The 26,228-nt window shown below is 71.6% G+C and carries 23 protein-coding genes; 17 read left to right on the top strand and 6 right to left on the bottom strand.

Annotation, left to right across the window (positions count from 1 at the left end):
• Position 1 precedes the first annotated feature (1 nt).
• From DEJ47_RS11920 to DEJ47_RS11880, 9 genes are all read left to right on the top strand, one after another.
• Positions 2-907 (top strand): ribonuclease Z, encoded by a 906-nt coding sequence (locus tag DEJ47_RS11920; RefSeq protein WP_150167612.1) that lies wholly within the window; start codon positions 2-4, stop codon positions 905-907.
• Between the two features lie 13 nt (positions 908-920).
• On the top strand, positions 921-1,922 hold the full coding sequence (locus tag DEJ47_RS11915) for an adenosine deaminase (RefSeq protein WP_150167611.1): 1,002 nt from the start codon (positions 921-923) through the stop codon (positions 1,920-1,922).
• Between the two features lie 168 nt (positions 1,923-2,090).
• Entirely contained in the window at positions 2,091-3,278 is a 1,188-nt protein-coding gene (locus tag DEJ47_RS11910) for a macrolide family glycosyltransferase (RefSeq protein WP_223828318.1), read from the top strand.
• Positions 3,279-3,331: 53 nt separating this feature from the next.
• Positions 3,332-4,636 carry a glucarate dehydratase family protein gene (locus tag DEJ47_RS11905; protein WP_150167609.1) on the top strand — a complete coding sequence of 435 codons (1,305 nt, stop codon included), beginning with the start codon at positions 3,332-3,334 and terminating at the stop codon, positions 4,634-4,636.
• 54 nt (positions 4,637-4,690) lie between these two features.
• Entirely contained in the window at positions 4,691-5,794 is a 1,104-nt protein-coding gene (locus tag DEJ47_RS11900) for a carbohydrate kinase family protein (RefSeq protein ID WP_150167607.1), read from the top strand.
• A 157-nt stretch (positions 5,795-5,951) separates the two neighbouring features.
• On the top strand, positions 5,952-6,971 hold the full coding sequence (locus DEJ47_RS11895) for a PhoH family protein (RefSeq protein ID WP_150167605.1): 1,020 nt from the start codon (positions 5,952-5,954) through the stop codon (positions 6,969-6,971).
• A gap of 12 nt (positions 6,972-6,983) precedes the next feature.
• Complete coding sequence (ybeY, locus tag DEJ47_RS11890) at positions 6,984-7,481, top strand: rRNA maturation RNase YbeY (protein ID WP_150167603.1); 498 nt, start codon at positions 6,984-6,986, stop codon at positions 7,479-7,481.
• Positions 7,482-7,485: 4 nt separating this feature from the next.
• A complete protein-coding gene (locus tag DEJ47_RS11885; RefSeq protein WP_150167601.1) occupies positions 7,486-8,811 on the top strand; it encodes a hemolysin family protein in 1,326 nt (441 codons plus the stop codon).
• Positions 8,808-9,164 (top strand): MmcQ/YjbR family DNA-binding protein, encoded by a 357-nt coding sequence (locus DEJ47_RS11880; RefSeq protein ID WP_150167599.1) that lies wholly within the window; start codon positions 8,808-8,810, stop codon positions 9,162-9,164. The genes DEJ47_RS11885 and DEJ47_RS11880 overlap by 4 nt, the downstream gene beginning before the upstream one ends.
• 216 nt (positions 9,165-9,380) lie before the next feature.
• Here DEJ47_RS11880 and DEJ47_RS37360 read toward each other — a convergent pair whose 3' ends face one another.
• Positions 9,381-9,512, bottom strand: a complete 132-nt coding sequence (locus tag DEJ47_RS37360; RefSeq protein WP_263398890.1) for a hypothetical protein — start codon at positions 9,510-9,512, stop codon at positions 9,381-9,383.
• 423 nt (positions 9,513-9,935) lie between these two features.
• On the opposite strand from DEJ47_RS37360, the gene DEJ47_RS11875 reads away from it, so the two are divergent.
• Positions 9,936-10,835: a helix-turn-helix domain-containing protein gene (locus DEJ47_RS11875; RefSeq protein ID WP_150167597.1), complete on the top strand. Its 900-nt coding sequence runs from the start codon at positions 9,936-9,938 to the stop codon at positions 10,833-10,835.
• 154 nt (positions 10,836-10,989) lie between these two features.
• Entirely contained in the window at positions 10,990-11,208 is a 219-nt protein-coding gene (locus DEJ47_RS11870) for a DUF397 domain-containing protein (protein ID WP_223828317.1), read from the top strand.
• A gap of 34 nt (positions 11,209-11,242) precedes the next feature.
• Here DEJ47_RS11870 and DEJ47_RS11865 read toward each other — a convergent pair whose 3' ends face one another.
• Complete coding sequence (locus tag DEJ47_RS11865) at positions 11,243-12,670, bottom strand: MFS transporter (protein WP_150167593.1); 1,428 nt, start codon at positions 12,668-12,670, stop codon at positions 11,243-11,245.
• Between the two features lie 106 nt (positions 12,671-12,776).
• Here DEJ47_RS11865 and DEJ47_RS11860 point away from each other — a divergent pair, with 106 nt between their 5' ends.
• The 3 genes from DEJ47_RS11860 to era all read left to right on the top strand — a co-directional run bounded on the left by DEJ47_RS11860 (position 12,777) and on the right by era (position 15,112).
• Positions 12,777-13,682, top strand: coding sequence for a helix-turn-helix transcriptional regulator (locus tag DEJ47_RS11860; protein WP_150167591.1), 906 nt, complete (start codon positions 12,777-12,779; stop codon positions 13,680-13,682).
• Positions 13,683-13,732: 50 nt separating this feature from the next.
• On the top strand, positions 13,733-14,086 hold the full coding sequence (locus tag DEJ47_RS11855) for a cytidine deaminase (protein ID WP_150167589.1): 354 nt from the start codon (positions 13,733-13,735) through the stop codon (positions 14,084-14,086).
• A 63-nt stretch (positions 14,087-14,149) separates the two neighbouring features.
• A complete protein-coding gene (gene era / locus DEJ47_RS11850; RefSeq protein WP_190329322.1) occupies positions 14,150-15,112 on the top strand; it encodes a GTPase Era in 963 nt (320 codons plus the stop codon).
• A gap of 16 nt (positions 15,113-15,128) precedes the next feature.
• On the opposite strand, the gene DEJ47_RS11845 is transcribed toward era, so the two are convergent.
• From DEJ47_RS11845 to DEJ47_RS11830, 4 genes are all read right to left on the bottom strand, one after another.
• Positions 15,129-16,376 (bottom strand): MFS transporter, encoded by a 1,248-nt coding sequence (locus DEJ47_RS11845; protein ID WP_150167586.1) that lies wholly within the window; start codon positions 16,374-16,376, stop codon positions 15,129-15,131.
• Complete coding sequence (locus DEJ47_RS11840) at positions 16,373-17,740, bottom strand: GH1 family beta-glucosidase (protein WP_150167584.1); 1,368 nt, start codon at positions 17,738-17,740, stop codon at positions 16,373-16,375. The genes DEJ47_RS11845 and DEJ47_RS11840 overlap by 4 nt, the downstream gene beginning before the upstream one ends.
• 101 nt (positions 17,741-17,841) lie before the next feature.
• Positions 17,842-18,108, bottom strand: a complete 267-nt coding sequence (locus DEJ47_RS11835) for a protealysin inhibitor emfourin (RefSeq protein WP_150167582.1) — start codon at positions 18,106-18,108, stop codon at positions 17,842-17,844.
• Between the two features lie 51 nt (positions 18,109-18,159).
• Positions 18,160-19,236 (bottom strand): M4 family metallopeptidase, encoded by a 1,077-nt coding sequence (locus tag DEJ47_RS11830; protein WP_150167580.1) that lies wholly within the window; start codon positions 19,234-19,236, stop codon positions 18,160-18,162.
• A 292-nt stretch (positions 19,237-19,528) separates the two neighbouring features.
• Between DEJ47_RS11830 and leuA the strand changes: the two genes are divergently transcribed.
• The 3 genes from leuA (at position 19,529) to DEJ47_RS11815 (ending at position 26,208) form a co-directional block, all read left to right on the top strand.
• Positions 19,529-21,250, top strand: a complete 1,722-nt coding sequence (leuA, locus tag DEJ47_RS11825; protein ID WP_150167578.1) for a 2-isopropylmalate synthase — start codon at positions 19,529-19,531, stop codon at positions 21,248-21,250.
• A gap of 169 nt (positions 21,251-21,419) precedes the next feature.
• On the top strand, positions 21,420-22,151 hold the full coding sequence (locus DEJ47_RS11820) for a TerB family tellurite resistance protein (RefSeq protein WP_150167576.1): 732 nt from the start codon (positions 21,420-21,422) through the stop codon (positions 22,149-22,151).
• Between the two features lie 16 nt (positions 22,152-22,167).
• Positions 22,168-26,208: a tetratricopeptide repeat protein gene (locus tag DEJ47_RS11815; RefSeq protein ID WP_150167574.1), complete on the top strand. Its 4,041-nt coding sequence runs from the start codon at positions 22,168-22,170 to the stop codon at positions 26,206-26,208.
• Positions 26,209-26,228 lie beyond the last annotated feature (20 nt).

Raw genomic sequence — 26,228 nt, 5'->3', positions numbered from 1 at the left:
CTTGTCCGCACGTGAACTGGTGGTGCTCGGCACCGCCAGCCAGGTCCCCACCCGCCACCGCAACCACAACGGCTACGTCCTGCTCTGGGACGGCCAGGGCATCATGTTCGACCCCGGCGAGGGCACGCAGCGCCAGATGCTGCGCGCCGGGGTCGCCGCCCACGACCTGCACCGGATCTGCGTCACGCACTTCCACGGCGACCACTCCCTGGGCCTGGCCGGCGTGATCCAGCGCATCAACCTCGACCGGGTCCCGCACCCCGTCACCGCCCATTACCCGGCGTCGGGCCAGCGGTTCTTCGACCGGCTGCGGTACGCGACGGCGTATCGGGAAACCGTGCGGCTCACCGAGGCGCCGGTCGCCGCCGACGGGCCCCTGGACGTCACGCCCGCGTACACCCTCGACGCGATGAGGCTCTCCCACCCCGTCGAGTCGTACGGCTACCGCCTCACCGAGCCCGACGGGCGCCGCATGCTGCCCGAGCTCCTCGCCGAGCACGGGATCGGCGGGCCCGACGTGGGCCGGCTCCAGAAGGAGGGCAGCCTGCGCGGCGTGACCGTCGAAGAGGTCAGCGAAGTACGCCGCGGACAGCGCTTCGCCTTCGTGATGGACACCCGGCTCTGCGACGGCGTGCACGCCCTCGCGGAAGGCTGCGACATGCTCGTCATCGAGTCGACGTTCCTCGACGAGGACGAGCAACTCGCCAGTGATCACGGCCACTTGACCGCTGGGCAGGCTGCCCGCGTCGCCGTCGAGGCGGGCGTCCGCCACCTCGTCCTCACCCACTTCAGCCAGCGTTACCCCGACCCCGGCCTCTACGAGCAGCAGGCCCGCGCCGCCGGGTACGACGGCGAACTCACCGTCGCCCGCGACCTGTTGCGCGTACCCCTCCCCAAACGAACCTGAGCGAGACCGCACCATGCCGATCCCCAAGGCCGAACTCCACCTCCACATCGAAGGCACCCTCGAACCCGAGCTCGCCTTCGCGCTCGCCGCACGCAACGGCGTCGAACTCCCGTACGCCGACACCGAAGAGCTCCGCAAGGCCTACCTCTTCGACGACCTCCAGTCCTTCCTGAACCTCTACTACAGCCTGATGGCCGTGCTGCGCACCGAGGCCGACTTCGAGGAACTGGCGGACGCCTACCTCGCCCGCGCCGCCGCGCAGGGCGTCCGGCACGCGGAGATCTTCTTCGACCCGCAGGCCCACACCGCACGCGGCGTCCCCATCGGCACCGTCGTCGAGGGCCTCGCCCGCGCCCTGGACCGCAGCGAGGAACGGCACGGCGTCTCCACGCGCCTCATCATGTGCTTCCTGCGAGACCAGTCCGCCGAGTCCGCGATGGGGACGCTGGAGGCCGCCGAACCGTACCTCCACCGCATCATCGGCATCGGCCTGGACTCCGCCGAGGTCGGCCACCCGCCGGCGAAGTTCAAGGAGGTGTACGAGGCGGCCGCCGCCCGCGGCCTGCGCCTCGTCGCCCACGCGGGGGAGGAGGGCCCGCCCGCGTACATCACGGAGGCCCTCGACGTCCTGCGTGTCGAGCGCATCGACCACGGGCTGCGCTGCGTGGAGGACCCGGAACTGGTGGAGCGCCTGGTCCGCGACCGCGTCCCGCTCACGCTCTGCCCGCTCTCCAACGTCCGGCTCCGCACCATCGACGTCCTGGAGGACCACCCGCTGCCGCGGATGCTCGACGCGGGCCTCATGTGCACGGTCAACTCCGACGACCCGGCCTACTTCGGCGGGTACGCGGACGACAACTTCCACGCCGTGCGCGAGGCCCTCGGCCTCGACCCGGAGCGGCTGCGCACGCTGGCCCGCAACTCCTTCCTGGCGAGCTTCCTCGACCGGGACGCGGCGGACGAGGCGCTGCGGGCGAAGTACCTCGCCGAGGTCGACGCCTATTCCTTCGACTGATATTCGGTCGACCGGCCGCCGGGTGCCCGATTAAGGTGCGCGGCATGGACTCCATCGCGCAGATCTACGGCTGACACGGCCCCAGCAGGCCCCCGCCCGTCCGGACAGGACCGTGGCGGCGGGCCGCCGTGTCCTCTTCCGTAGCTCTCCGTTCCTGGAGGAACCCCCATGCCCCGTCGGCTCTCCCGCCGCCCTGCCCACATCGCCATGATCGGCGTCCCGATGGTCAGCCACGTGCTGCCCGGCCTCGAAGTCATCCGTGAACTGGTGGCGCGCGGCCACCGCGTGACCTACGCCAACGACCCCGCGACCGCCGGGCTCATCGAGCCCACCGGCGCCGAACTCGTCGCGTACGGGTCCACGCTCCCGTTCCGCGACAACATCTGGCCCGACGACCCGATCGAGGCCAGTGCGCTCTTCCTCGACGACGCGATGGCGGTCCTCCCGCAGCTCCGCGCGGCGTACGACGACGACCCCGCCGACCTGTACCTGTACGACATCGGCGCTTACGTCGCCCGTGCGCTCGCGGAGGCGCAGGGGCGGCCGCTCGTCCAGCTGTCGCCCACCTTCGTGGCCTGGGGCAGCTACCAGGAGGACGTGGGCGCTCACCTGGCCCGACTGCCGGGCGCCGACGCCCTGGAGGCCCGTTTCAAGGAGTGGCTCGCCGGGTGCGGGGCCACCACCCTGGACGTCGCGGAGTTCTCCGGGGTGCCGCCGCGCGCCCTCGCCACCGTTCCGCGGGCCATGCAGCCGCACGCCGACACCGTCGACCCCGCGCGGGTGGACTTCGTCGGGCCCTGCCTCGGTGACCGCGCCGCGCGGGAGAGCTGGGTGCGGCCCTCGGGCGCCGAGAAAGTGCTTCTGGTGTCGCTCGGTTCGGCGTACACCGTGCAGCCGGAGTTCTACCGGCAGTGCGTGGCCGCCTTCGGGGACCTGCCGGGGTGGCACGTCGTGCTGCAGATCGGCAGGCACGTGGATCCCGCAGAGCTGGGCGGTGACGTGCCCGGCAACGTCGAAGTCCGCTCGTGGGTGCCGCAGTTGGCCGTCCTCGCGCAGGCCGACGCCTTTGTCACCCACGCGGGGATGGGCAGCAGTGGCGAGGGACTCCATGCCGGCGTGCCGATGATCGTCGTGCCGCAGGGCGCCGAGCAGCCCATGAACGCGGACCGGCTCGTGGAGCTCGGCGTCGCGCGGCGCCTCGACACGGCCGAGGCGACCGGTGAGGTGCTGCGTGCCGCGCTGCTCGAACTGACCTCGGACCCCGATGTCGCGCGCAGGTGCGCCGAGTTGCGGGAGGAGGTCCGCGCCGAGGGCGGTGCGGTGCGTGCCGCCGGTCTGATCGAGGCCGAGCTGTAGCACCCCGCGCCCACCATTGACCGTCCCGGTTCGCGTATCTAGTCTCCGTTCCCATGCATGGACAGAGTCTCGTCATCGCGGATGTCCGTCTCACCCCCGTCCTCGTCGCCGATCCGCCGCTGCTCAACACGCAGGGCGTCCATCAGCCCTACACGCCCCGCCTGATCGTCGAAGTGGTCACCGCAGGTGGGGTGGTGGGGATAGGGGAGACGTACGGGGACTCGAAGTACCTGGAGCTCGCCCGGCCGCTGGCCGGGCGGCTCGTCGGGCGCGAGGTGTCCGATCTGAACGGGCTGTTCACACTCGCGGACGACGTGTCCGTGGACGCCGCGCGGGTCGACGCCTCCGTGGACGTCGGCGGTCTGCGCGGTGTGCAGACCGCCGACAAGCTGCGGCTTTCCGTCGTCTCCGGGTTCGAGGTCGCCTGCCTGGACGCCCTCGGCAAGGCGCTCGGGCTGCCCGTGCACGCGCTGCTCGGCGGCAAGGTGCGCGAGGCCGTGGAGTACAGCGCGTACCTGTTCTACAAGTGGGACGGACACCCCTCCGGTGTCGCGAGCGAGAAGGACGACGGGTGGGGAGCCGCGCTCGACCCGGCCGGGATCGTCGCGCAGGCCCGCCTCTTCACCGAGCGGTACGGCTTCACCTCCTTCAAGCTCAAGGGCGGCGTCTTCCCGCCCGAGGAGGAGGTCGCCGCGATCCGCGCCCTCGCCGAGGCGTTCCCCGGCCTGCCGCTGCGGCTCGACCCCAACGGCGCCTGGTCCGTGGAAACGTCCCTGAAGGTCGCCGCCGAACTCGGCGACGTACTCGAATACCTGGAGGACCCGGCGCTCGGCACGCCCGCCATGGCGCAGGTGGCGGCCGGCACGCGGGTGCCGCTCGCCACGAACATGTGCGTGACCACCTTCGAGGAGATACCGGAGGCCTTCGCGAACGGCGCCGTGCAGGTCGTGCTCTCCGACCACCACTACTGGGGCGGCCTGCGCCGCACCCGCGAACTGGCCGCCGTCTGCCGCACCTTCGGCGTCAGCGTGTCCATGCACTCCAACACGCACCTCGGCATCAGCCTCGCCGCGATGACCCACGTGGCGGCCACCGTCCCCGGCCTGCACCACGCCTGCGACTCGCACTACCCGTGGCAGGCCGAGGACATCCTGACCTCCCGGCTCCGGTTCACCGACGGCAAGGTCGCCGTCACCGACACCCCCGGCCTCGGCGTCGCACTCGACCGGGACAAGCTCGCCGCCCTGCACGCGCGCTGGCTCGACGACGACTTCCGCGCCCTGCGGGAGCGCGACGACGCGGCGGCGATGCGGGCCGCCGACCCGGACTGGACGACTCCGGCCGTGCCACGCTGGTAGGTCCACGGCCGGCAACCGCGGGCCTCCGCGGGCATCGTCCGTTACGTTGCCTGCATGGTCGTACCCGTACAGCCCACCGTCGACCCGCTGAAAGCGGCCCGCAGAGCCGGGGATCCGGACTGCGACGTCTACCTCACCGGCACGGTCTTCCTCGACATCATCTTCACCGGCCTCGACTCGGCGCCCGTGCGCGGCACCGAGTCCTGGGCCCGCGGCATGGGGTCGAGCCCCGGAGGCGTCGCCAACATGGCGACCGCCCTCGCCCGGCTCGGCCTGCACACCTCCCTCGCCGCCGCCTTCGGGGACGACCACTACGGCGAGTACTGCTGGGACGCCCTCGAACAGGGCGAGGGCATCGACCTCACCCCGTCACGCACCGTCCCCGGCTGGCACTCCCCGGTGACCGTCTCCATGGCGTACGAGGGCGAACGCACCATGGTGAGCCACGGCCACGAACCGCCGCCCGACGCCGACGCCCCCGACGGCGGCGCCCCGACCTGCCCGCCCCGCGCGCGTGCCGCCGTCGCCTCCCTCACCCCCGGCACCCGCGCCCCCTGGATCGCCCAGGCCGCCCGCAGCGGCACCCGCATCTTCGCCGACGTCGGCTGGGACGACACCGGCCGCTGGGACCTCGCGGGCCTCGCCGACCTGGAGCACTGCGAGGCGTTCCTGCCCAACGCGGAGGAGGCGATGCGCTACACCCGCACCTCCTGCCCCCGCGCGGCGGCCCACGCCCTCACCGAGCACGTGCCGCTCGCCGTGGTGACCCTCGGCGCCGAGGGCGCGTACGCCGTGGACGGGCGGACCGGCGAGACCGCGGAGGTCCCGGCCATCGAGGTCGAGGCGCTCGACCCCACCGGCGCCGGAGACGTCTTCGTCGCCGGATTCGTCACCGGCACCCTCGCCGAGTGGCCCCTCGCGGACCGGCTCGCCTTCGCGGGCCTCACCGCGGCGCTCTCCGTCCAGGAGTTCGGCGGCTCCCTGTCGGCGCCCGGCTGGGCCGAGGTCGGCGCGTGGTGGCGCCGGGTCCGCGAATTCGACGACCAGGACCCCCTGGCCCTGCGCCGCTACGCCTTCCTCCAGTCCCTCCTGCCCGCCGCGGCCCGCCCGTGGCCGCTGCGCAGGGCGGTGCCGACGATCGGGTTCCGGTCGGCGTAGCGGACGGGGCGAGACGGCCGGGCGCAAGAGCTGAGGCGGAAGGGAGGAAAAGGCCTACGGTCTGTCCCGTGCCGCGTCGTACTCTTGGGGGAGCAAGGCTGTCGAGCGGCCACCAAGCCCCGCACGAGGAGGATGAGCAGGCCTACAGAGCCGGCCCATGACTCAGACACCCACGACTCACACCGACGCGCAGGACCGGGCCCGAGCCCACTTCACCGTCCCGGCCAACCACCCGATGGTGACGGTTCTCGGCTCCGGCGACGCCCTGCTACGGGTGATCGAGAAGGCCTTCCCGGCGGCCGACATCCATGTCCGGGGCAATGAGATCAGCGCCGTGGGCAGCGCCCCCGAAGTCGCACTCATCCAGCGCTTGTTCGACCAGATGATGCTGGTGCTCCGCACCGGACAGCCGATGACGGAGGACGCAGTGGAACGCTCGATCGCCATGCTCAGGGCGGACGAGAACGGCAACGGCGCGGAGGAGACCCCCGCCGAGGTCCTCACCCAGAACATCCTCTCGTCCCGGGGCCGCACCATCCGCCCCAAGACCCTCAACCAGAAGCGGTACGTCGACGCGATCGACAAGCACACCATCGTCTTCGGGATCGGGCCCGCGGGCACGGGCAAGACCTACCTCGCCATGGCCAAGGCCGTGCAGGCCCTGCAGTCCAAGCAGGTCAACCGCATCATCCTGACGCGCCCCGCGGTCGAGGCGGGCGAACGCCTCGGCTTCCTGCCCGGCACGCTGTACGAGAAGATCGACCCGTACCTCCGCCCGCTGTACGACGCGCTGCACGACATGCTCGACCCCGACTCGATCCCGCGTCTCATGGCCGCGGGCACCATCGAGGTCGCCCCCCTCGCGTACATGCGCGGCCGGACGCTGAACGACGCGTTCATCATCCTCGACGAGGCGCAGAACACCAGCGCCGAGCAGATGAAGATGTTCCTGACCCGCCTCGGCTTCGACTCGAAGATCGTCATCACCGGTGACATCACCCAGGTCGACCTGCCGGGCGGCACGAAGAGCGGCCTGCGCGAGGTGCAGCGGATCCTCGACGGCGTGGAGGACATCCACTTCTCGCGGCTCACGTCCAACGACGTGGTCCGGCACAAGCTGGTCGGCCGTATCGTCGACGCGTACGAACAGCACGACAGCCGCACCAACGGGAAGTAGACCAGCAGCACCATGTCGATCGACGTCAACAACGAGTCCGGAACCGAGGTCGACGAGCAGGCGATCCTCGACATCGCCCGCTACGCCCTCGCACGGATGCGCATCCACCCGCTCTCCGAGCTCTCGGTGATCGTCGTGGACACCGACGCCATGGAGCAGCTGCACATCCAGTGGATGGACCTGCCGGGGCCCACGGACGTCATGTCCTTCCCCATGGACGAGCTGCGGCCGCCCATGAAGGACGACGACGAGCCCCCGCAGGGCCTCCTCGGCGACATCGTGCTCTGCCCCGAGGTCGCCACGAAGCAGGGCAAGGACGCCCCCACGCAGCACTCCATGGACGAGGAGCTCCAGCTCCTCACCGTCCACGGCGTCCTGCACCTGCTCGGGTACGACCACGAGGAGGCCGACGAGAAGGCCGAGATGTTCGGCCTGCAGGCCGCGATCGTCGACGGCTGGCGCGCCGAGAAGGGCCTGACCGGCCCGTCCCCGGCGCCCACGGTCTCCTAGCGCCATGAGTCCTCAGCTGATCGCCGGCGCGGTCGCCCTGGTCGTCGTGGCCTGGCTCGCGGCGTGCGCCGAGGCGGGCATCGCCCGGGTCTCCAGCTTCCGCGCGGACGAGGCGGTCCGCTCCGGGCGGCGCGGCAGCGCGAAGCTCGCGCAGGTCGCCGCCGACCCGACGCGGTACCTGAACGTGGCGCTCCTCGTGCGCGTGGCGTGTGAGATGGCCGCGGCGGCCCTGGTGACGTACGCCTGCCTCCAGGAGTTCGCCGAGACCTGGCACGCCCTCGCGGTCGCCATCGGTGTGATGGTCCTGGTCAGCTATGTCGCCGTGGGGGTGTCCCCGCGCACCATCGGCCGCCAGCACCCGCTGAACACGGCGACCGCCGCGTCCTACGTCCTGCTGCCGCTCGCCAGGATCATGGGCCCGATCCCGCCGCTCCTGATCCTCATCGGCAACGCGCTCACACCCGGCAAGGGCTTCCGGCGCGGCCCGTTCGCCTCCGAGGCCGAGCTGCGCGCGATGGTGGACCTCGCCGAGAAGGAGTCGCTGATCGAGGACGAGGAGCGGCGCATGGTCCACTCCGTCTTCGAGCTCGGCGACACGCTCGTACGGGAGGTCATGGTCCCGCGCACCGACCTGGTCGCCATCGAGCGGTTCAAGACGATCCGCCAGGCCCTCACCCTCGCGCTGCGCTCCGGCTTCTCGCGCATACCCGTGACGGGTGAGAGCGAGGACGACATCGTGGGCATGGTCTACCTGAAGGACCTGGCCCGCAGGACGCACATCAACCGCGACAGCGAGTCCGAGCTGGTGTCGACGGCGATGCGCCCGGCCACCTTCGTCCCGGACACGAAGAACGCGGGCGACCTGCTGCGCGAGATGCAGCAGGAGCGCAACCACGTCGCCGTGGTCATCGACGAGTACGGCGGCACGGCCGGCATCGTCACCATCGAGGACATCCTTGAGGAGATCGTCGGCGAGATCACCGACGAGTACGACCGCGAGCTGCCGCCCGTCGAGGAGCTGGCCGACGGCTGCTACCGCGTGACGGCCCGCCTGGACATCGGCGACCTCGGGGAGCTCTTCGGGTTCGACGAGTTCGACGACGAGGACGTGGAGACCGTCGGCGGTCTCCTGGCCAAGCAGCTGGGCCGCGTCCCGATCGCGGGTGCCTCCGCGACCGTGCCGCTGCCGGACGCGCGCGAGCTGAGGCTCACCGCGGAGTCCGCGGCGGGCCGCCGCAACCGCATCATGACGGTGCTCGTGGAGCCCGTGACGGAGGGCTCCGGCGCCCACGCCGAGCCGGACGCGGAGAAGGCGGAGGAGAACGGGTGACGCCCGAGGGCCTGCGCGCGTTCTGTCTCTCCTTCAACGGAGCGGTGGAGGACTTCCCCTTCACGCCGGAGACGTCGGTCTTCAAGGTGGCGGGGAAGATGTTCGCGCTCACGGCCCTCGACGGGCGCCCGCTCACCGTCAACCTGAAGTGTGAGCCAGACATCGCCGACCGGCTGCGGGTGGCGCACCCGGAGATCGTGCCGGGCTGGCACATGAACAAGCGCCACTGGAACACGGTGACCGTCGACGGCGCCCTGCCCGACCGGCAGGTGCGGGAGCTCATCGAGGACTCGTACGACTTGGTGGTGGCGAAACTGCCGCGGGCGCAGCGACTGCGGCTCGACCGTCCCTGAGGGGCGTACGCGGTCGGGCGCGGGGCCCGGGGAGCGCCCGGCGAAGTGTCCCAACAGCCCCTCGCCATCGGGGTGGTGGGGCAGGCAGAATGGAGTGACAGGCGGATCCGAAACGCTCCCACTCCGGGCTGCCGGCCAAGGAACTCGGAGTGGAAACGTCTGTGCGATGGCGTCCGCCGCAGCCGGCCCCGGCCTCAGGTCGGGGCCAGTTCGCGTTCACACGTGGGGCAGCACCCATTTGTCGATGATCTCCTGGACCATCACCAGGAGGCTCACCCACGGAGCCGACAGTGCGGCCCTCTCGGTCCACGTGCGGATGGTGCGGCGCCCGTCAGGCTTCTCGGCCATCGGGCTGTACTCCTTCCTGGTTCCACGCAAGTCGTGGATACCGCGGCGAGCCACGAACGGGCGGCGCCAGGAAGGGGGACATCGGCGGTCGAACGCACTCGATGGAGTGATTCCGTGCCGTGTCGGCTCTGTTCTCAACCTCCTTGCGAATGTGGCCAGTTGAGCAGGCTACCCTCTGCCATATCGTAGCCCGGACGCTGCGACATGGGTAGTACTGAAGTCCACGTTGCTCATCGAAGGCTCGCCAAGTGCGATATAGCTACTCGGCACCTGTCGGCCTCGGACCCGCCCCTGTGGTTGCGCACCTCCGCGTTCCGAGGTCTCCTGACAGTGGCGTGAACTGTCGTCCCGGAAGGTCTCGATGAGTAAGCTGCTAGTCTGCTATGTTGCACCTCGCACGGTCCGGTTGGGGGTGGAGCCATCATGAGCGCGCCAAGTGCGGCACTTCAGCGGCTGCGGCTGCGCACCGAGCTCCGAAAGGCGCGGACCGCCGCGCGTCTCACTCAGCGGCAGGTCGCCGCGAAAATGGAGTGGAGCCCCTCCAAGCTGATCCGGATCGAGGCCGGCGAGGTCGGCATCTCCGTCAACGACCTGCGTCCCCTCCTGGACGCGTACGGAATCCGGGACCGCCGCAAGATCGAGGAACTCCTCGACCTGGCGCGCGGCAGCCGCAAGATGCCGTACACGGAGTACCGCGACCTGTACAGCAAGGAGTTCCTGCAGTTCCTGGCGCTGGAGTCGTCGGCGTCGATCGTGCGGGCGTACAACTCCCTTCAGGTGCCGGGGCCGTTGCAGACCGAGGAGTACGGCCGGGCGATCATGAGGGCGTATGAGAAGGGCATCGACGACGAGGTGGTCGAGCGTGCCATCGAAGTGCGGCTCTCACGTCAGGAAACGCTGACGTCGGGCGACCGCGAGATCTTCTACATCCTCGATGAGTCGGTGGTGCGCAGGCAGGTCGGTGGACGCGGCATCATGCGGGCCCAGTTGGAGCGCCTCGCGGAGCTCGCGGCCCTGCCGAACGTGAGTATCCAGATCCTGCCGTTCAGTGTCGGCGCCCATCCCGGAATCCAAGGTCCTTTCACGCTCTTCGAGTTCGCGGCGGACGAGATGCCGGACACGCTGTATCTGGAGAACCCGCGCGGCGACTCCTACAGCACCAACGCGCCGGAGGAGAGCGGGCGTTACCTGGAGAGGTTCTGGGAGCTCGAGGACCTCGCCATCAAGGAGCGCAACGTGGACATGCTGCGGATGCTGGCGGCCAGGGCGGAGGAGGGCGTCGACGAGCTGGAACGGCTGCTCTCGCCGGTCGAGGCCGCCTGACGCCACACCAACCTCCCTGTGTGCGGGCGACCTTGGCGCGAAACCGGTCGTTCAGATCTGTATGACGCACCGTTATCCTGGAAGAGGTGCTACGTCCCTCTGCACCAGCCGTGCTGGGCCGGCTGGCCTTCCGCACCCGGGGTGGAGGAGAAGCGTGGTCAGCACATGGGGATGGCGCAAGAGCAGTGCGAGCGGGGCTCATGACGACGACTGTGTGGAGATCGCCTGGACCGGCAGCACGGTCCTGATCCGCGACTCCACGCGCCCCCGCGGCGCGGTCGTCGCGGTCGGCCCGGACACCTGGGCCGCCTTCCTCTCCGCGGTCGCCCGGGGCCCCGTCCCGACGCGTGACGTGACGGCGGCCCGGCCCTGACGGAGCCGGGCCGGACCGTGCCGCCTCGCGGGTCTCACGCGCGCTCGCGCCCGCCGAGCCCGGCCGCCACCGCGGCCGCCGTCGCGAGGACCACCGCCGCGTCGATCGCGAGGACCGTCCGCGTACCCGTGAGCAGGTCGGGACCCGTCGTCGCGAGGACCCCCAGCACCGGGATGCCGACGGTGAGGCCCACCTGCTGGGTGGAGGTGACCAGGCCCGTCGCCAGGCCCTGCTCCTCGTCGGGGACGCCCGACGTGACCGTCACGCCGTACGACACGATCGCGCCCAGGTGGAACATGCTCGCCACCGACACCGCCGCCGTGGCGAGCCACACCGACCAGCCGCCCTCGCCGACGCCGAGCAGCGCGGCCCCCAGCAGGCCCTGGCCGACCAGTGAACCGACCAGCGTGCGGCGTGCGCCGAAGCGGCCGATGATCCTCGGCGCGTACACACCGGCGACCACCGACAGGACGCCCTGCACGCCGAAGATCAGGCCGGTCGCGAAGGCCGACAGGCGCAGGACCTCCTGGAAGTAGAGGGTCAGCACGAACACGACCGTCGACATCATCGAGAACGTGACCAGACCGCCGAGGTTGCCCCACGCCACCGTGCGGCGGCGCAGCATGGGCAGCGACACGAGCGGGGATTCGGCGCGCGACTCGACGTGTCCGAAGAGGGCCAGGAGCAGCACGCCCGCCACCAGCGTGGCGATGACGTCCGTGCCGCCGAAGCCGCGCTGGGCCGCCGTGGACAGCGCGTAGATCAGGGAGAGCAGACCGCCGGTGACCGTCACGGCGCCGGGGACGTCCAGGCGCGGGCGGTCCGGGGTGCGCGACTCGGGCAGCAGGCCCGGCGCGAGCGGCAGGACGATCAGCGCGAAGAGGGTCAGCAGGCCCATCGTGGAGCGCCAGCCGAGGGTGTCGGTCAGTACGCCGCCGAGCACCATGCCGACCGTGAAGCCGAGCGAGAGCAGCGTGCCGGAGATGCCGAGCGCGCGGTCGCGCTGCGGGCCCTCGGGGAACGTGGTCGTCAGGAGGGACATGCCGGTCGGCACGATGGCCGCCGCGCCCACGCCCTGCAGCGCGCGCCCGGCGAGGAACGACGCCGGGTCCCACGCGAACGTGGCGAGCAGCGAGGCGAGACCGAAGAGCGCGAGACCCGCGAGGAACAGCTTGCGGCGGCCGAAGAGGTCGCCGGTCCTGCCGAACAGGAGCAGGAAACCGCCGGACGGCAGCGCGAAGGCGGTCACCGCCCACTGCAGCGCGGAGTGGCTCATGCCGAGGTCGGGGCCGAGCACGGGCAGCGCGACGTTCAGCACGGAGAAGTCGAGCGCGACCATGAACTGTGCCGCGCAGAGCACGAAGAGGACGAGCTTGTCGCGGGTGGAGAGCTTCGCCGCGTGCGGCGGCGGCGCCGGTGGCGCGGCCTGGGGGGACGGGGCGGTGGTGGTGTCTGTCGCCATGGTCAAGAGCGTGCTCCGGCCGGAATAGACGTGGGGAGCGGGAACTTATGCTGGTGGTCGGAACACCAGTCACCACAGTGGCTCTTAGGGCTTGGGGGAGCGCCATATGGCAGCAGCGGTGTCGGTCGCGTCGGGCACGGACGATGCCAAAGCGCGGCGGCTCGGGGAGCTCAGGGAGTTCCTGATGAGCCGGCGCGCGCGGGTGAGCCCCGCGGAAGCCGGGCTTCCGGACGGCGGGGCCCGCCGTCGGACGCCGGGGCTGCGCCGCGAGGAGGTCGCCGTGCTCGCCGGGGTCGGGGCGTCCTGGTACCAGTGGCTGGAGCAGGGCCGCGACATCTCCGTGTCGCCGCAGGTCCTGGACTCCGTGGCGCGCGTCCTCAAGCTGAGCGGCGCCGAGCGGCGCCATCTGTACGTGCTCGCCGGGCTCAACCCGCCGCGGCCCGAGGTCGCCAGGGACGACCAGGAGATGTGCGAGGGGCTGCACCGGCTCATCGACACGTGGATGCCGCAGCCCGCGCACATCATGGACGCGTACTGGAACTGCGTCATGTACAACGACGCGGCCGCCTCCGTGCTCGGGATGCGCTCGGAGACGTCCGAGAACTGTCTGCTCACCTTCTTCACCGACCCCATCTACCGGGCCCGCGCGCGCAGCTGGCGGCGGAACGCGCCGCAGGTCGTGGCGATGTACCGGGCCGCGTGCTCGGAGCACCCCGACGACGACGGGTTCGCGGCGGTGATCGCCGAGGCGAAGTCGGTGAGCCCCGAGTTCGTGGAGCTGTGGGAGCGGCGGGACATCCTGCCCGGCGGGCAGGTCGCCAAGGAGATCGAGCACCCGGTGGTGGGGACGCTGTTCCTCGAGTCGACGCAGCTGAAGGTGCCGGCCAGGCCCGACCTCACGATCGTGCTGCACACGCCGATGCCGGACGCCGAGGTGGACAGCGCGGGAAAGCTGGCGTGGCTGGCCTCGCCGGAGGGCAGGCGCGGGTCGATCCACCCGGTGGCCGGGTAACCGATCAATCCGGTGGCGGGGCAGTCGTACGTGCTCCGTATGCTCGGGGCATGACTGAGAGCGCCGCGCTTGACCCCGAGGACCGCAAGATCGTCACCCTGGCCCGCTCGGCCAGGGCCCGCAACGGTGTGCCCGAGGGGGCGGCGGTGCGGGACGAGACGGGGCGCACGTATGTGGCGGGAACGGTCGCGCTCGACTCGCTCCAGCTGTCCGCGCTGAGGACGGCGGTCGCCATGGCCGTGGCGTCCGGGGCGGAGTCCCTGGAGGCGGCCGCGGTCGTCTCCGGCGCCGAGGCGGTCACCGACGAGGACCTCGCCGCGGTGCGGGACCTGGGCGGGGCCGGGACGCCGGTGTTCCTGGCGGGGGCGGACGGCGAGGTCCGGGCGCGGGTCGAGGCGGGCTGAGGCAGCCGTCCCGTCCACCCCTTCGGGCCGGGCGGTGCGGCGGTGCTCCGGGGATCAGGGACAATGGGCGCCATGAGCGTTCGTACCCCGTCTTCAGCCGAGCCGTCCGAGGCCGTCCACCGCGCCGGCTTCGCCTGCTTCGTCGGCCGCCCCAACGCGGGCAAGTCCACCCTCACGAACGCTCTGGTCGGCAAGAAGGTGGCGATCACCGCCAACCAGCCGCAGACCACGCGGCACACGGTGCGCGGCATCGTGCACCGGCCCGACGCGCAGATGATCCTGGTGGACACGCCGGGGCTCCACAAGCCGCGCACGCTGCTCGGCGAGCGGCTCAACGACGTCGTGCGCACGACGTGGGCCGAGGTCGACGTGATCGGCTTCTGCCTGCCCGCGAACGAGAAGCTCGGCCCCGGCGACCGGTTCATCGCCAAGGAGCTCGCCTCCATCAAGAAGACGCCGAAGATCGCGATCGTCACGAAGACGGACCTGGTCGACAGCAAGACGCTCGCCGAGCAGCTCATCGCCATCGACCAGCTCGGCAAGGAGCTCGGCTTCGAGTGGGCCGAGATCGTGCCGGTGTCGGCGGTCGGCGACCAGCAGGTCGGGCTGCTCGCGGACCTCATCGTGCCGCTGCTGCCCGAGGGCCCCGCGCTCTACCCCGAGGGCGACCTCACGGACGAGCCCGAGCAGGTCATGGTCGCGGAGCTGATCCGGGAGGCGGCGCTGGAGGGCGTGCGGGACGAGCTGCCGCACTCCATCGCGGTCGTGGTCGAGGAGATGCTGCCCCGCGAGGACCGCCCCGCCGACAAGCCGCTGCTCGACATCCACGCGTTCGTCTACATCGAGCGGCCCAGCCAGAAGGGCATCATCATCGGCCCGAAGGGCAAGCGCCTCAAGGACGTCGGCATCAAGTCCCGCAAACAGATCGAGGCGCTGCTCGGCACGCCGGTCTTCCTCGACCTGCACGTGAAGGTCGCCAAGGACTGGCAGCGGGACCCGCGCCAGCTGCGCAAGCTCGGCTTCTGAGCGGGGCGCGCGGGGCTCAGTCGACCCCCTTGATCCGCGTCACCAGCCCCGCCCCCGCGAGGCCGATCACCGCCGCCGTCAGGTACAGCACCCGGTAGCCGCCCAGGTGGGTCACGATCGGGGCCGCCAGGGCGGGGGCCGCCACCTGGGGGAGGGAGTTGGCCACGTTGATGATGCCGAGGTCCTTCCCGCGGTCCGCCGCCGTCGGCAGGACGTCCGTCATCAGGGCGAAGTCCACCGACGTGAAGACGCCGAAGCCGATGCCGAGCACAGCCGCCGCGACGATCGCGCCGGGCCAGGTCTGCCAGAGCGCCAGCAGCGCCGTCGCCACCGCCATGAGCCCGCCCGACCACATCACGAACGGTTTGCGGCGGGCCGTCCGGTCCGACCAGGCGCCGCCCACGACGACCGTGGCGAGCATCGTCGCGCCGTTCACCGCCGTCAGGATCAGCACCCCCTCGTCCGGATCCGGGCGGTGCAGGCCGTCGCGGAGGAAGTAGAGAAGGTAGAGCAGCACCAGGGAGTTGCTGACGTTCAGCAGGAACCGGGTCAGCCACGCCCACGCCAGGTCCGGGTGGCGGCGCGGGCTCAGGCGGAACCCCGCGAGGAAGCCGCGCAGGGACCACGGCGGCCGGTCGGCGACGGACAGGCGCAGGTCGCGGTGGCGTACGACGTACGGCAGGACGCCCGCCAGGGTGAAGACCGCGCAGGCCGCGTACCCTCCGCCCGTGCCGCCCGCCGCCGTCGCGAGACCCGTCCCCACCACCACGCCGAGCAGCTGCGCCGCGCCGAGCCACCCGCCCACCGAGCCCCGCTGCAGGCGCGGCACCCGGTCCGGCACGGCCGCCGTCACCGCCGCGAACGCGGCGTTCAGGGTGAGCTGGACCAGGCACCACCCCGCCGCCAGCCACCACACCGAGTCCGCGGCGGACAGGAGCAGGAGCGACAGCGCGCCGCCCGCCGTACCCGCCACGATCCACGGTGTGCGCCTGCCCCAGCGGGACGTCGTGCGGTCCGAGACCGCGCCGAAGAGCGGGTTCGCGGCGAGCGAGACGACCGCGCCGACGCCCGTCACCCAGGCGAGGACGGTCTCCTTGGACGTGCCCGCGGGCGCGAGGTCCTCCGCCTGGACGGCGAGCAGGATCTGCAGCGGCCCGTACCAGCCCACCCAGATCGCGCCGTTGGCGAGCGACAGCGAGGCTGTCCAGCCCCGCCCGACCCGCTCCGACGGCTCGCGCAGCGCGAGCGACGGGTTCGGCGTCATGGGCGGCGCGCCCGCAGGGTCTCGCGCAGCCAGTGGTACGACGCCTTGGGCGTGCGCACCTGCGTGGCGTGGTCGACGTGCACGAGACCGAACCGCTGCCGGTACCCCTCGGCCCACTCGAAGTTGTCGATCAGCGACCAGACGAAGTAGCCGCGCACGTCCGCGCCCGACTCCAGCGCCCCGTGCAGCGCCCGCAGGTGGCCGTCGAGGTAGGCGATGCGGTCCTGGTCGTCGAGTCCGTCGTACGAACAGCCGTTCTCGGTGATGACGAGCGGCGGGAGACGGTCTCCGTACCGGTCGCGGAAGACGGCGAGGAGTTCGGGGAGCGCGTCGGGGACGACCGGCCAGCCGAAGGCCGTGACCGGGTAGCCGTCGATCGGCCGCGGCGAGAAGGGGAGTTCGGGCGGGAGCGTGACGCCCGCGAACTCGGCGGCCGTGCCCTCGGGGAGCGGCGCGCCCACCTTCGTCGGCTGGTAGAAGTTGATCCCGTACCAGTCGAGCGGCTCGGAGATCACCTTCAGGTCCGCCGCGAGGTCCCGCGACGGCATCAGCTCACCGATGCCCTCCGGGTAGGCGCCGAGGAGCAGCGGGTCCGCGAAGAGTCGGTTGAGGAGCAGGTCGTAGAAGTCCGCGGCGGCCGTGTCGTCCTCGGCGCCGGAGGCGGGCCACGTCGGGCCGTGCGAGTTGGCGATGCCGATGTCGCGGGCGCCGGCCGCGCGCAGCGCCCGTACGGCGAGGCCGTGGGCGAGGAGCTGGTGGTGGGCGGCGGGCAGCGCGTCGAACAGGAGCCGCTCGCCGGGGGCGTGCTGGCCGAGGGCGTGGCCGAGGAGGGTGTGCTCGGCCGGTTCGTTGAGGGTGATCCACTTGGTGACACGGTCGCCGATGCGGGCCGCCACGACTGCCGCGTACTCGGCGAACTTCTCGGCGGTGCGCCGGTTCAGCCAGCCGCCCGCCTGCTGCACGACGAGCGGGGTGTCCCAGTGGAAGAGGGTGGGGACGGGCCGTACGCCCGCCGCGCACAGCTCGTCGACGAGGCGGTCGTAGAAGTCGAGACCCGCCGGGTTCACCGCGCCCGCCCCGGTGGGCAGCACGCGCGGCCACGAGACGGAGAAGCGGTACGCGTCCACGCCGAGGTCGCGGACGAGCGCCACGTCCTCGCGGTAGCGGTGGTAGTGGTCGCAGGCCACCGCGGCCGTCGAGCCGTCCTTCACGTTCCCCGGCACGGCCGTGAACGCGTCCCAGACGGAGGCGCCGCGCTCGTCGGCGGCGCCCTCGATCTGGTGGGCCGATGTGGAGACGCCCCACAGGAAGTCGCGGGGGAACTCAGGGAACGGTGGTCTCGCCGGTGCCGCGCTCGATGCCATGGCCGGGATCTTCCGTACCGGTGAGTACGGAAGTCAATGGCCGTGCACGGAAAAGGTGAACAATCCTCAGGTTCCTGCGGGGCCTGCCCGCCGGGTCTGTCCTACGAGCCCTCCTTCAACACCCGTGAGATCAGCTTCCGCTGCGGCTCCGTCAGCCGCGGGTCCGAGCAGTACACCGTCCGCCCGTCCACCGTCAGCTGGTAGTTGAAGCCGTCCGGCACCCCTATCGGCGGGGCGCTCCGTCCCTCGGCCACGGCCTGTTCGGCCAGGGCGTGCCATTCCGGGGCATCGGCCAGCTCCGAGGTGTCCACCTCGGCGTGCCGGTCGATGCCCGCGAATCCTCCGGTCCGCTTCACCTGGATACGCATGGGTCCTGTCTACTCCACCGGGCGGGCGGCCGGTAGCGCGCCGTCAGGCCGTCACTCGCTCGTCGGCACCTTGACCGTCGACCACGCGTCGACGACGGCCTTGAGCTCGTCCCCGTCGCCGTACTTCGTGCGGGCGGCGGCCACCGTCAGCTTCGCGAAGTCGGCGAAGGACGCGTCCTGCGCCAGCTCGCCGCCGGTCAGGACCGTGTACCAGATCTGTCCGGCCCGCTCCCAGGAGTGACCGCCGAGGGCGTCGGCGACCAGGTAGAACGCGCGGTTCGGGATGCCGGAGTTGATGTGCACGCCGCCGTTGTCGCGGCCCGTGCGGACGTAGTGGTCCATGTCGGCGGGCTGCGGGTCCTTGCCCAGCACGTCGTCGTCGTACGCCGTGCCGGGCTCCTTCATGGAGCGCAGCGCCTTGCCGGTGACGCGCGGGGCGAGCAGGCCCGCGCCGATCAGCCAGTCGGCCTCCTGGGCGGTCTGGCCGAGCGTGTACTGCTTGATCATCGAGCCGAAGACGTCCGCCATCGACTCGTTCAGGGCGCCCGGCTGGCCGAAGTACGTCAGGTTCGCCGTGTACTGCACCACGCCGTGGGTGAGCTCGTGGCCGATGACGTCCACCGGGATGGTGAAGTCGAGGAAGATCTCGTTGTCGCCGTCGCCGAACACCATCTGTTCGCCGTTCCAGAAGGCGTTCCCGTAGTCCTCGCCGTAGTGGACCGTCGCGTTCAGCGGCAGGCCGCTGCCGTCGATGGAGTCGCGGTCGTACGACTTCTGGAACAGCTCGAAGGTCGCACCGAGGCCCGCGTACGCGCGGTTGACGGTCGCGTCCTTGCCGGGCTTGTCGCCCTCGCCGCGCACCTTGCGGCCCGGGAGCTCCGTGCGGTGCTTGGCGTCGTAGATCGTGCGGTGCGGTTTGCCCGCCGCGGCTTCCTTGGGGGCTGCGACGGAGGGCGCGCCGATGACGGTCGTCAGGCGGCGGTGGGTGCGCTCGATGGAGTCCCGCTCCAGGGTGCGGCGGGCGGGTGCGGCGAGCGCGGGGTCCTGGCTCTGGGCGAGGGTGTCCAGGACGTGGGGCGGCACGATGGTGCAGAAGACGGGCTCGAAGGCTCGTGGGTTGGCGGTCATGGCGGCAATGTGGCACTGGGTCATGCCGCTGTCACTACCTGCAACCATGATTGCTGAAATAGAGGGATAGATCACCACTGGGGGTTTATCCGGCCACGGTCCCGCATACTGATACGGGCCCGCGCGATCGAGCGCGGCTCGGCTAGGCTGCGGCACATCATGCGATTCGGGCTGCTTCTCCTTAGCTGCCGCGGCGAGGGCCTGTAGTCGAGGCCGACCCCCTCCCCGCGGAGTTCGGCGTTGCGCTAAGACCGTCGGCCGTCCTTCAGGACACTTCCGAGGAGCCCCGCACATGCCGAACTTCCAGCGCCCCACTTCCATGCCGGTCCACAAGTACGGGCAGTACGAGCAGGTCGACATCCCCGACCGCACCTGGCCGGACAACCGGATCACGGTCGCTCCCCGCTGGCTCTCCACGGACCTGCGCGACGGCAACCAGGCGCTGATCGACCCGATGTCCCCGGTCCGCAAGCGCGCCATGTTCGACCTGCTGGTCCGCATGGGCTACAAGGAGATCGAGGTCGGCTTCCCCTCCTCGGGCCAGACCGACTTCGATTTCGTACGGTCGATCATCGAGGACGAGAACGCGATCCCCGAGGACGTGACCATCTCCGTCCTGACGCAGGCGCGCGAGGAGCTCATCGAGCGCACGGTGGAGTCCCTGAAGGGCGCCCGGCGCGCGACCGTCCACCTGTACAACGCGACCGCGCCCGTGTGGCGCGATGTGGTCTTCCGCGGCTCGCGCGACGCCGTGAAGCAGATCGCCGTCGACGGCACGCGCCTGGTCATGGAGTACGCCGACAAGCTGCTGGACGACCGTACGACCTTCGGCTACCAGTACAGCCCCGAGATCTTCACCGACACCGAGCTGGACTTCGCCCTGGAGGTCTGCGAAGGCGTCATGGACGTCTGGCAGCCCGACGCCGACCGCGAGATCATCCTCAACCTGCCCGCCACGGTCGAGCGCTCCACGCCCTCCACCCACGCGGACCGCTTCGAGTGGATGTCCCGCAACCTGTCGCGGCGCGAGTTCGTCTGCCTCTCCATCCACCCGCACAACGACCGCGGCACCGCCGTCGCCGCCGCCGAACTGGCCGTCATGGCCGGTGGTGACCGCGTCGAGGGGTGCCTGTTCGGCCAGGGCGAGCGCACCGGCAACGTCGACCTGGTGACGCTGGGCATGAACCTCTTCTCGCAGGGCGTCGACCCGCAGGTCGACCTGTCCGACATCGACGAGGTCCGCCGCGTGTACGAGTACTGCACGCAGATGGAGGTCCACCCCCGCCACCCGTACGCGGGCGACCTGGTCTACACCGCCTTCTCCGGCTCCCACCAGGACGCCATCAAGAAGGGCTTCGACGCGATGGAGGCCCGCGCGGCCGCCGCGGGCAAGACGGTCGACGACATCGAGTGGGCCGTCCCGTACCTGCCCATCGACCCCAAGGACGTCGGCCGTTCGTACGAAGCCGTGATCCGCGTCAACTCGCAGTCCGGCAAGGGCGGCATCGCGTACGTCCTGAAGAACGACCACAAGCTGGACCTGCCCCGCCGTATGCAGATCGAGTTCTCCAAGATCATCCAGACGAAGACGGACGCCGAGGGTGGCGAGGTCACGCCCGACGCGATCTGGAGCGTCTTCCAGGACGAGTACCTGCCGAACCCCGCGAATCCCTGGGGGCGTATTCAGGTCAAGAACGGCCAGACGACGACCGACACGGACGGCGTCGACCGCCTCACCGTCGAGGCCACGCTGGACGGCACGGACACCGTCCTGACCGGCACGGGCAACGGCCCGATCTCCGCCTTCTTCGACGCGCTGCAGGGCATCGGCATCGACGTACGCCTCCTGGACTACCAGGAGCACACGATGAGCGAGGGCGCGTCCGCGCAGGCCGCCTCGTACATCGAGTGCGCGATCGGTGACAAGGTGCTGTGGGGCATCGGCATCGACGCGAACACGACGCGCGCCTCCCTCAAGGCCGTCGTCTCCGCCGTCAACCGCGCGGCGCGCTAGTCCGCCACCCTCTTCCGCCCGGCCCCGTCCGCCCTTCCGGCGGGCGGGGCCGCGTCATCTCCCGGCCATGTCGGCTCGCTCTCCTGTGCGAGGTGCTGACGCCGCATCATCGATGTGGCTAACATCACGCCAACACGGCAATGCAGCCGGGGAGTTACGGAGGTGCGTGATGCTGCCAGATCGGGGACGAAACGGCCGGAATTCCCGCATCCCCGCCAAGCCGGTCTCACGTGGGCGAGCGCTGTGCAGGCGCGTGATCGGCATGAACACGGCCTGGGACGCCGTCGGCGACGGCGAGTTCTTCTGCCCCGCGTGCGGCGGCGACCGCAACTACCAGCGCCTCACGGGCCGGCGCCGCTTCGTCCTGCTCGGCGTGCCCGTCGTGCCGCGCGGCACCCGCGGCCCCGTCATCCAGTGCGCCGCCTGCCAGGACCTGTTCGACCCGGACGTCCTGGACCACCCCACCACCACCCGGCTCTCCGCGATGCTCCGCGACGCCGTCCACACGATCGTCCTCGCCGTCCTCTCCACGGGCGGCACGGGCTCACGCACGGTCCTCGAAACAGCCGTCTGCGCACTGCAGGGCGCGGGCCACGAGGACTGCACGGAGGACCGGCTCGTCGCCCTCGTCGACGCGCTCGCCACGGACGCCGGACGCGCCACCGAGCCCGACTGCGGCCCCGGCCTCGCCATCGAACTCCACGAGGCGCTCGGCCCCCTCGCCCCGCACCTCGCCCCCGCGGGCCGCGACGCGCTGCTCCTCCAGGGCGCCCGCATCGCCCTCGCCGACGGCCCTTACACCCCCGCCGAGCGCGACGTGCTCAGCACGGCGGGCTGCGCCCTCACCATCTGCTCGGAGGACGTGACCCGGCTCCTCGCGACGGCACGGACCCCGTCCTGAGCCGACCCCCGCGCGCGTGCACAAGGACGGGGTCCGCTGGGCGGCCGTGATCCTCCTGAACACCCTGGCGTTCGCCGGGGTGTTCGTCCTGTTCTACGCGGTGCGCGCGCCGCTGCTGCCGTCGGCGGAGGACGGCCGGGTCGCCGTCGGGGTCGCGGCGGCGACCGTCGTGGCGACGCTCGGGGGGACGGCGGGGGCGGCGTGGGTGGGGCGACGGGGCGTGGGAGCGGGGCGGTCGCCGGAGCCGCCGAATGCCGCGCCCGGACGGGAGGGCGAGCCAGGGCCCACGGGCGAGGCCTTGCCGGACGGGTCCGTCAGGGACGGGTCCGCCGTCGGCGGGTCTTCCGACGTGTGCGTCCGCATGGGGGCACTTCCCTTGCGGCCCAAGGGGTTCCAGCCGCGTCCGGATCTCGTGGCCGGCCTCGAACAGGCCGCCGACGCACCCGGCCTCACCGTCGTGCACGCTGTCACCGGCGCGCGCGGGGTCGGCAAGACGCAACTCGCCGCGGCCTACGCGCGACGCCGCATCGTGGAGGGCTGGCCCATCGTCGCGTGGATCGCGGCGGAGAGCGGCGGGCGCCTCGCAGCCGGATTGGCCGACCTCGCCGCCGAGCTGGGCGTGCGAGGCCCCGAGGACGACGTGGCCACCGCGGCACGCGCCGCCCTCGCCTGGATCGGCCGCAACTCCGACGTGCCGTGCCTCATCGTCGTCGACAACGCCACCGATCCGGACGAGGTGGCCGCCTGGCTGCCGGTCGCCGGGCGGGCGCAGATCGTCGTGACGACGACGGTGCGGTCCTTCGGGAACATCGCGGGCGCGCAGGTCGACGTGGACGTGTTCACGGCGGAGGAGGCGCTGGACTTCCTGGCCAAGCGGTCGGGGTGTGCGGCGGACGCCGACGGTGCCGCCGAACTCGCAGCCGAACTCGGCCACCTGCCGCTCGCCCTCGCACAGGCCGCCGAAGTCATCCGGGGACGCGGCGGCGACTACCGCAGTTACCTGGAGCGGCTCCGGGCCTACCCCGTGCGCGAGGTGCTGGCGAAGGTGCCGGGGGAGCGGTATCCGCACCGGGTGGCGGAGGCGGTCCTGCTGGCGGTGGACGAGGCGGAGGGACGGTGCGGGGAAGGCGGCGGGCTCGTACGGCTGCTGCTGGACATGCTGGCCCTGCTCTCGCCCGACGGGGTGCCTCGCGAAGTGCTGGCCGGGGCGGTGGGGACGGGAACCGCGCAGGACGCGGCAGCGGTCGACGGCGCGCTCGGCGCGCTCGCCGACGCGTCGCTCCTCACCCGGGTCGGCGACGACGCGGTCGCCGTGCACCGGCTCGTGCAGCGGGTGCTGCGGGAGCGGGCTCGGCAGGAAGGAACGTTGGACGGGGTGGCCGACCGGCTCGTGCGGCACTTGGACGACCGCCTGATGCCGTTGCTGCACGTGTGGCGGCTGCGCGAGCGCCGGGGCCAGGTCGTGGGTCAGATCGAGGCGTTGTGGAGTGCGCTGCGTCCTGAGATCGAGGAGCGGGGCGCCGCGGCGATGGAGGCGCTGCTCCTGCTGCGGAGCTGGGCGGCCGAAGCGCACCTGGCCGAGGTGGGGGACCTGGCGCGGGCGCTGCGCATGGCTCGGGAGGTCGTGGCCGTGTGCGAGGGCGCCCCGGAGCGCGCGGGATCGGTCACCGAGTCCGCTCTGCGGGCACTGGGCGAAGTCTGCATGCGGGCGGGCCGTGGTGGGGAGGCCGTCGCGGTGCGCCGCCGGCGTCTCGCATTGCTGGAAGGCGCGGCGGACCGCGACGAGGACGACGTCCGCCTGGCCCGTGAGGAGCTTGCGGACGCCTGCCAGGCGGCCGGCATGTTCGAGATGTCCCTGCCCCTCTACGAGAGCCTGATGCGCGACACCGAGCGGCTGTTGGGCTCCCAGCACGCGGCCACCCTCAACGCACGGGGCCGGCTCGCGCGTTCCTACGCCGCCGCGGGCCGCCTCGCCGACGCCGTCGCCCTCTCCGAGCGCATGCGCTCCGAGCTGACGGAACGCGTGCGCGCCGAGGTGTCACCGGGAGCCGATCCCGACACGGCCAGGGAGCTGTGGCCCTGGCGGACTCTCGCGGACGCCTACGGGTCGGCGGGCCGGGCGGAGGAGGGCGTGTCGCTGCTGCGGCAGTTCCTCGCGGAGCGCGTGCGGGCGGAAGGGGAGAGCGCCCCCGAGACCATCCGCACCCGGCACCAACTCGCCCTGAACTGCCTCTCCGCCGAACGGTACGACGAGGCTCTGACGGAGGCCCGACAGGCCGAGGCCGACGCCGTCCTGGTCTTCGGCGACATCTCCGAGGACACCGCGGACATCAGGGACACCGTCGCGCTCTGTCTGCTGCGGATGGACCACGACGAGGAGTCGATCGGCCTGCACCGGCGAGTCGTGGACGACCTGACCGAACTGCACGGCCCGGACCACCCGGGTGTCCTCTCCGCGCGGTTGAACCTGGCGCATGCCCTGGACAAGGGGCTGCGGGAGAGCGAGGCGTACCAGGTCCACCGCCACGTACTCGACGACTGCACACGCCTGTTGGGGCCGGACCATCCGGACACGCTGAACGCGCGGGCCCAGTACGTCGACGTCTGCGCCTCCGTGGGGCGCACCGCGGAGGCGGTCGCCGTCGCGCGGGAGGCGCTCACCGACGCGGAGGCCGTGTTCGGTCCCACGCACCGCCGCGTTCTGGCCATCCGGATCGACCTCGCCATGGTGCTCGTCGAGGAGGGGCGCGGCGAGGAGGCCGTCACCCTGCTGCGACAGACCCTCACGGACACGACACGGGCCCTCGGCTCAGGCCATCCGCAGGCTCTGCGGGTGCGCGCCGGTCTCGCCCGCGCCTTGGGCGATCCGGGCCGCTGGACGGAGAGCTGCGCGCTGCAGGAGGAGAACGTCACCGAACTGGCCCGGCTCTACGGAGAGGACCACGTGGAGGTGGTGCGGACGCGCGCCGCTCTCGCGGTCTCCTACGGGGAGTGCGGACGGTACGGGGAAGCCCTGGCGCTGCGCACGCAGGTGCTGGACGACATGATCAGGCTGCGCGGCTCCGATCACGGCGACACCCTCCTGGCGCGCCGCAGCCTTGCATGGACCTACGGAACACTGTGGCGCTACCGGGAGCAGACGGAGCTCGTGGAGGAATCCCTCGACGAGAGTCTGCGGGTATACGGCACGGACCATCCGGTGACGCTCGCCGTCAGGGGCGAGTACGCGTCGGCCCTGACCAGGATGCAGAGGTGGCGTGACGCGAGACGGGTCGGAGCGGAGCTGTACGCGTCCTACCTGCGCATCCTCGGCCCCGACCACCCCTACACCGTCACCGCCCTCAGCAGGACCGCGTACTCCCTGCGCAGACGCCAGCGCCGCATCAAAGCACTCACCGTCCGCAGACGGGTCCTCGCCGCGCGCGAACGCCGTGCGGGACCCCTGAGCGACGAAGCCGTCATCGCCCGCCGCAATCTCGGCGCCGCCTACGTATCCGTCGGCCTGGTGTGGAAGAACGTCACCGTGCAGCGGTGCCTGCTCGACGACCTCACCGAGGAGTTCGGCCCCGAACACCCGTGGACGCTCGCCCAGCGGAACTGGTGGGCGACCAGCGCCCTGCGCTACTCCGGGCGTTGGCGGGCGGCGCTCACCGTGATGCGGGAACTCGCCGCCGACCACGAGCGTATCCACGGACCCGAGCACCGGTGGACCCTCGAAACCCGCCTCGAGTTGGGCCGACTGGCCCGGCGCACCGGTCGCGGCCGTACCGCTGTCGCGGAGCTCGCCGCACTCGTCGCCGACCACGAGCGCCTGCACGGACCCGACCACGTCTGGACCTGGCTGGCCCGCACCAGTCACGCGTACGCCCTGCTGTGGTCCCTGCACCCACGCCGCGCGGCAGACCGCTACGGCCCCCTCCTCCAGGACGCCACCCGCATCTTCGGCCCCCGCAGCCTCCAGGTACGGACCGTCGGGCGGCGGTACGTCCTTCTCTGCCTCGGGACCGGGCGCTGGGGCCGACTCCGGGAGGCGGTGCGCCTACTCCGCGGGGAGTAGTTCCGGTCCGGCGCCTTCCC

Source organism: Streptomyces venezuelae (assembly GCF_008642355.1).
Lineage (GTDB): Bacteria > Actinomycetota > Actinomycetes > Streptomycetales > Streptomycetaceae > Streptomyces > Streptomyces venezuelae_B.
The sequence above is the reverse complement of the archived record's forward strand: the minus strand, read 5'-3'. Positions and strand labels throughout refer to the sequence as shown.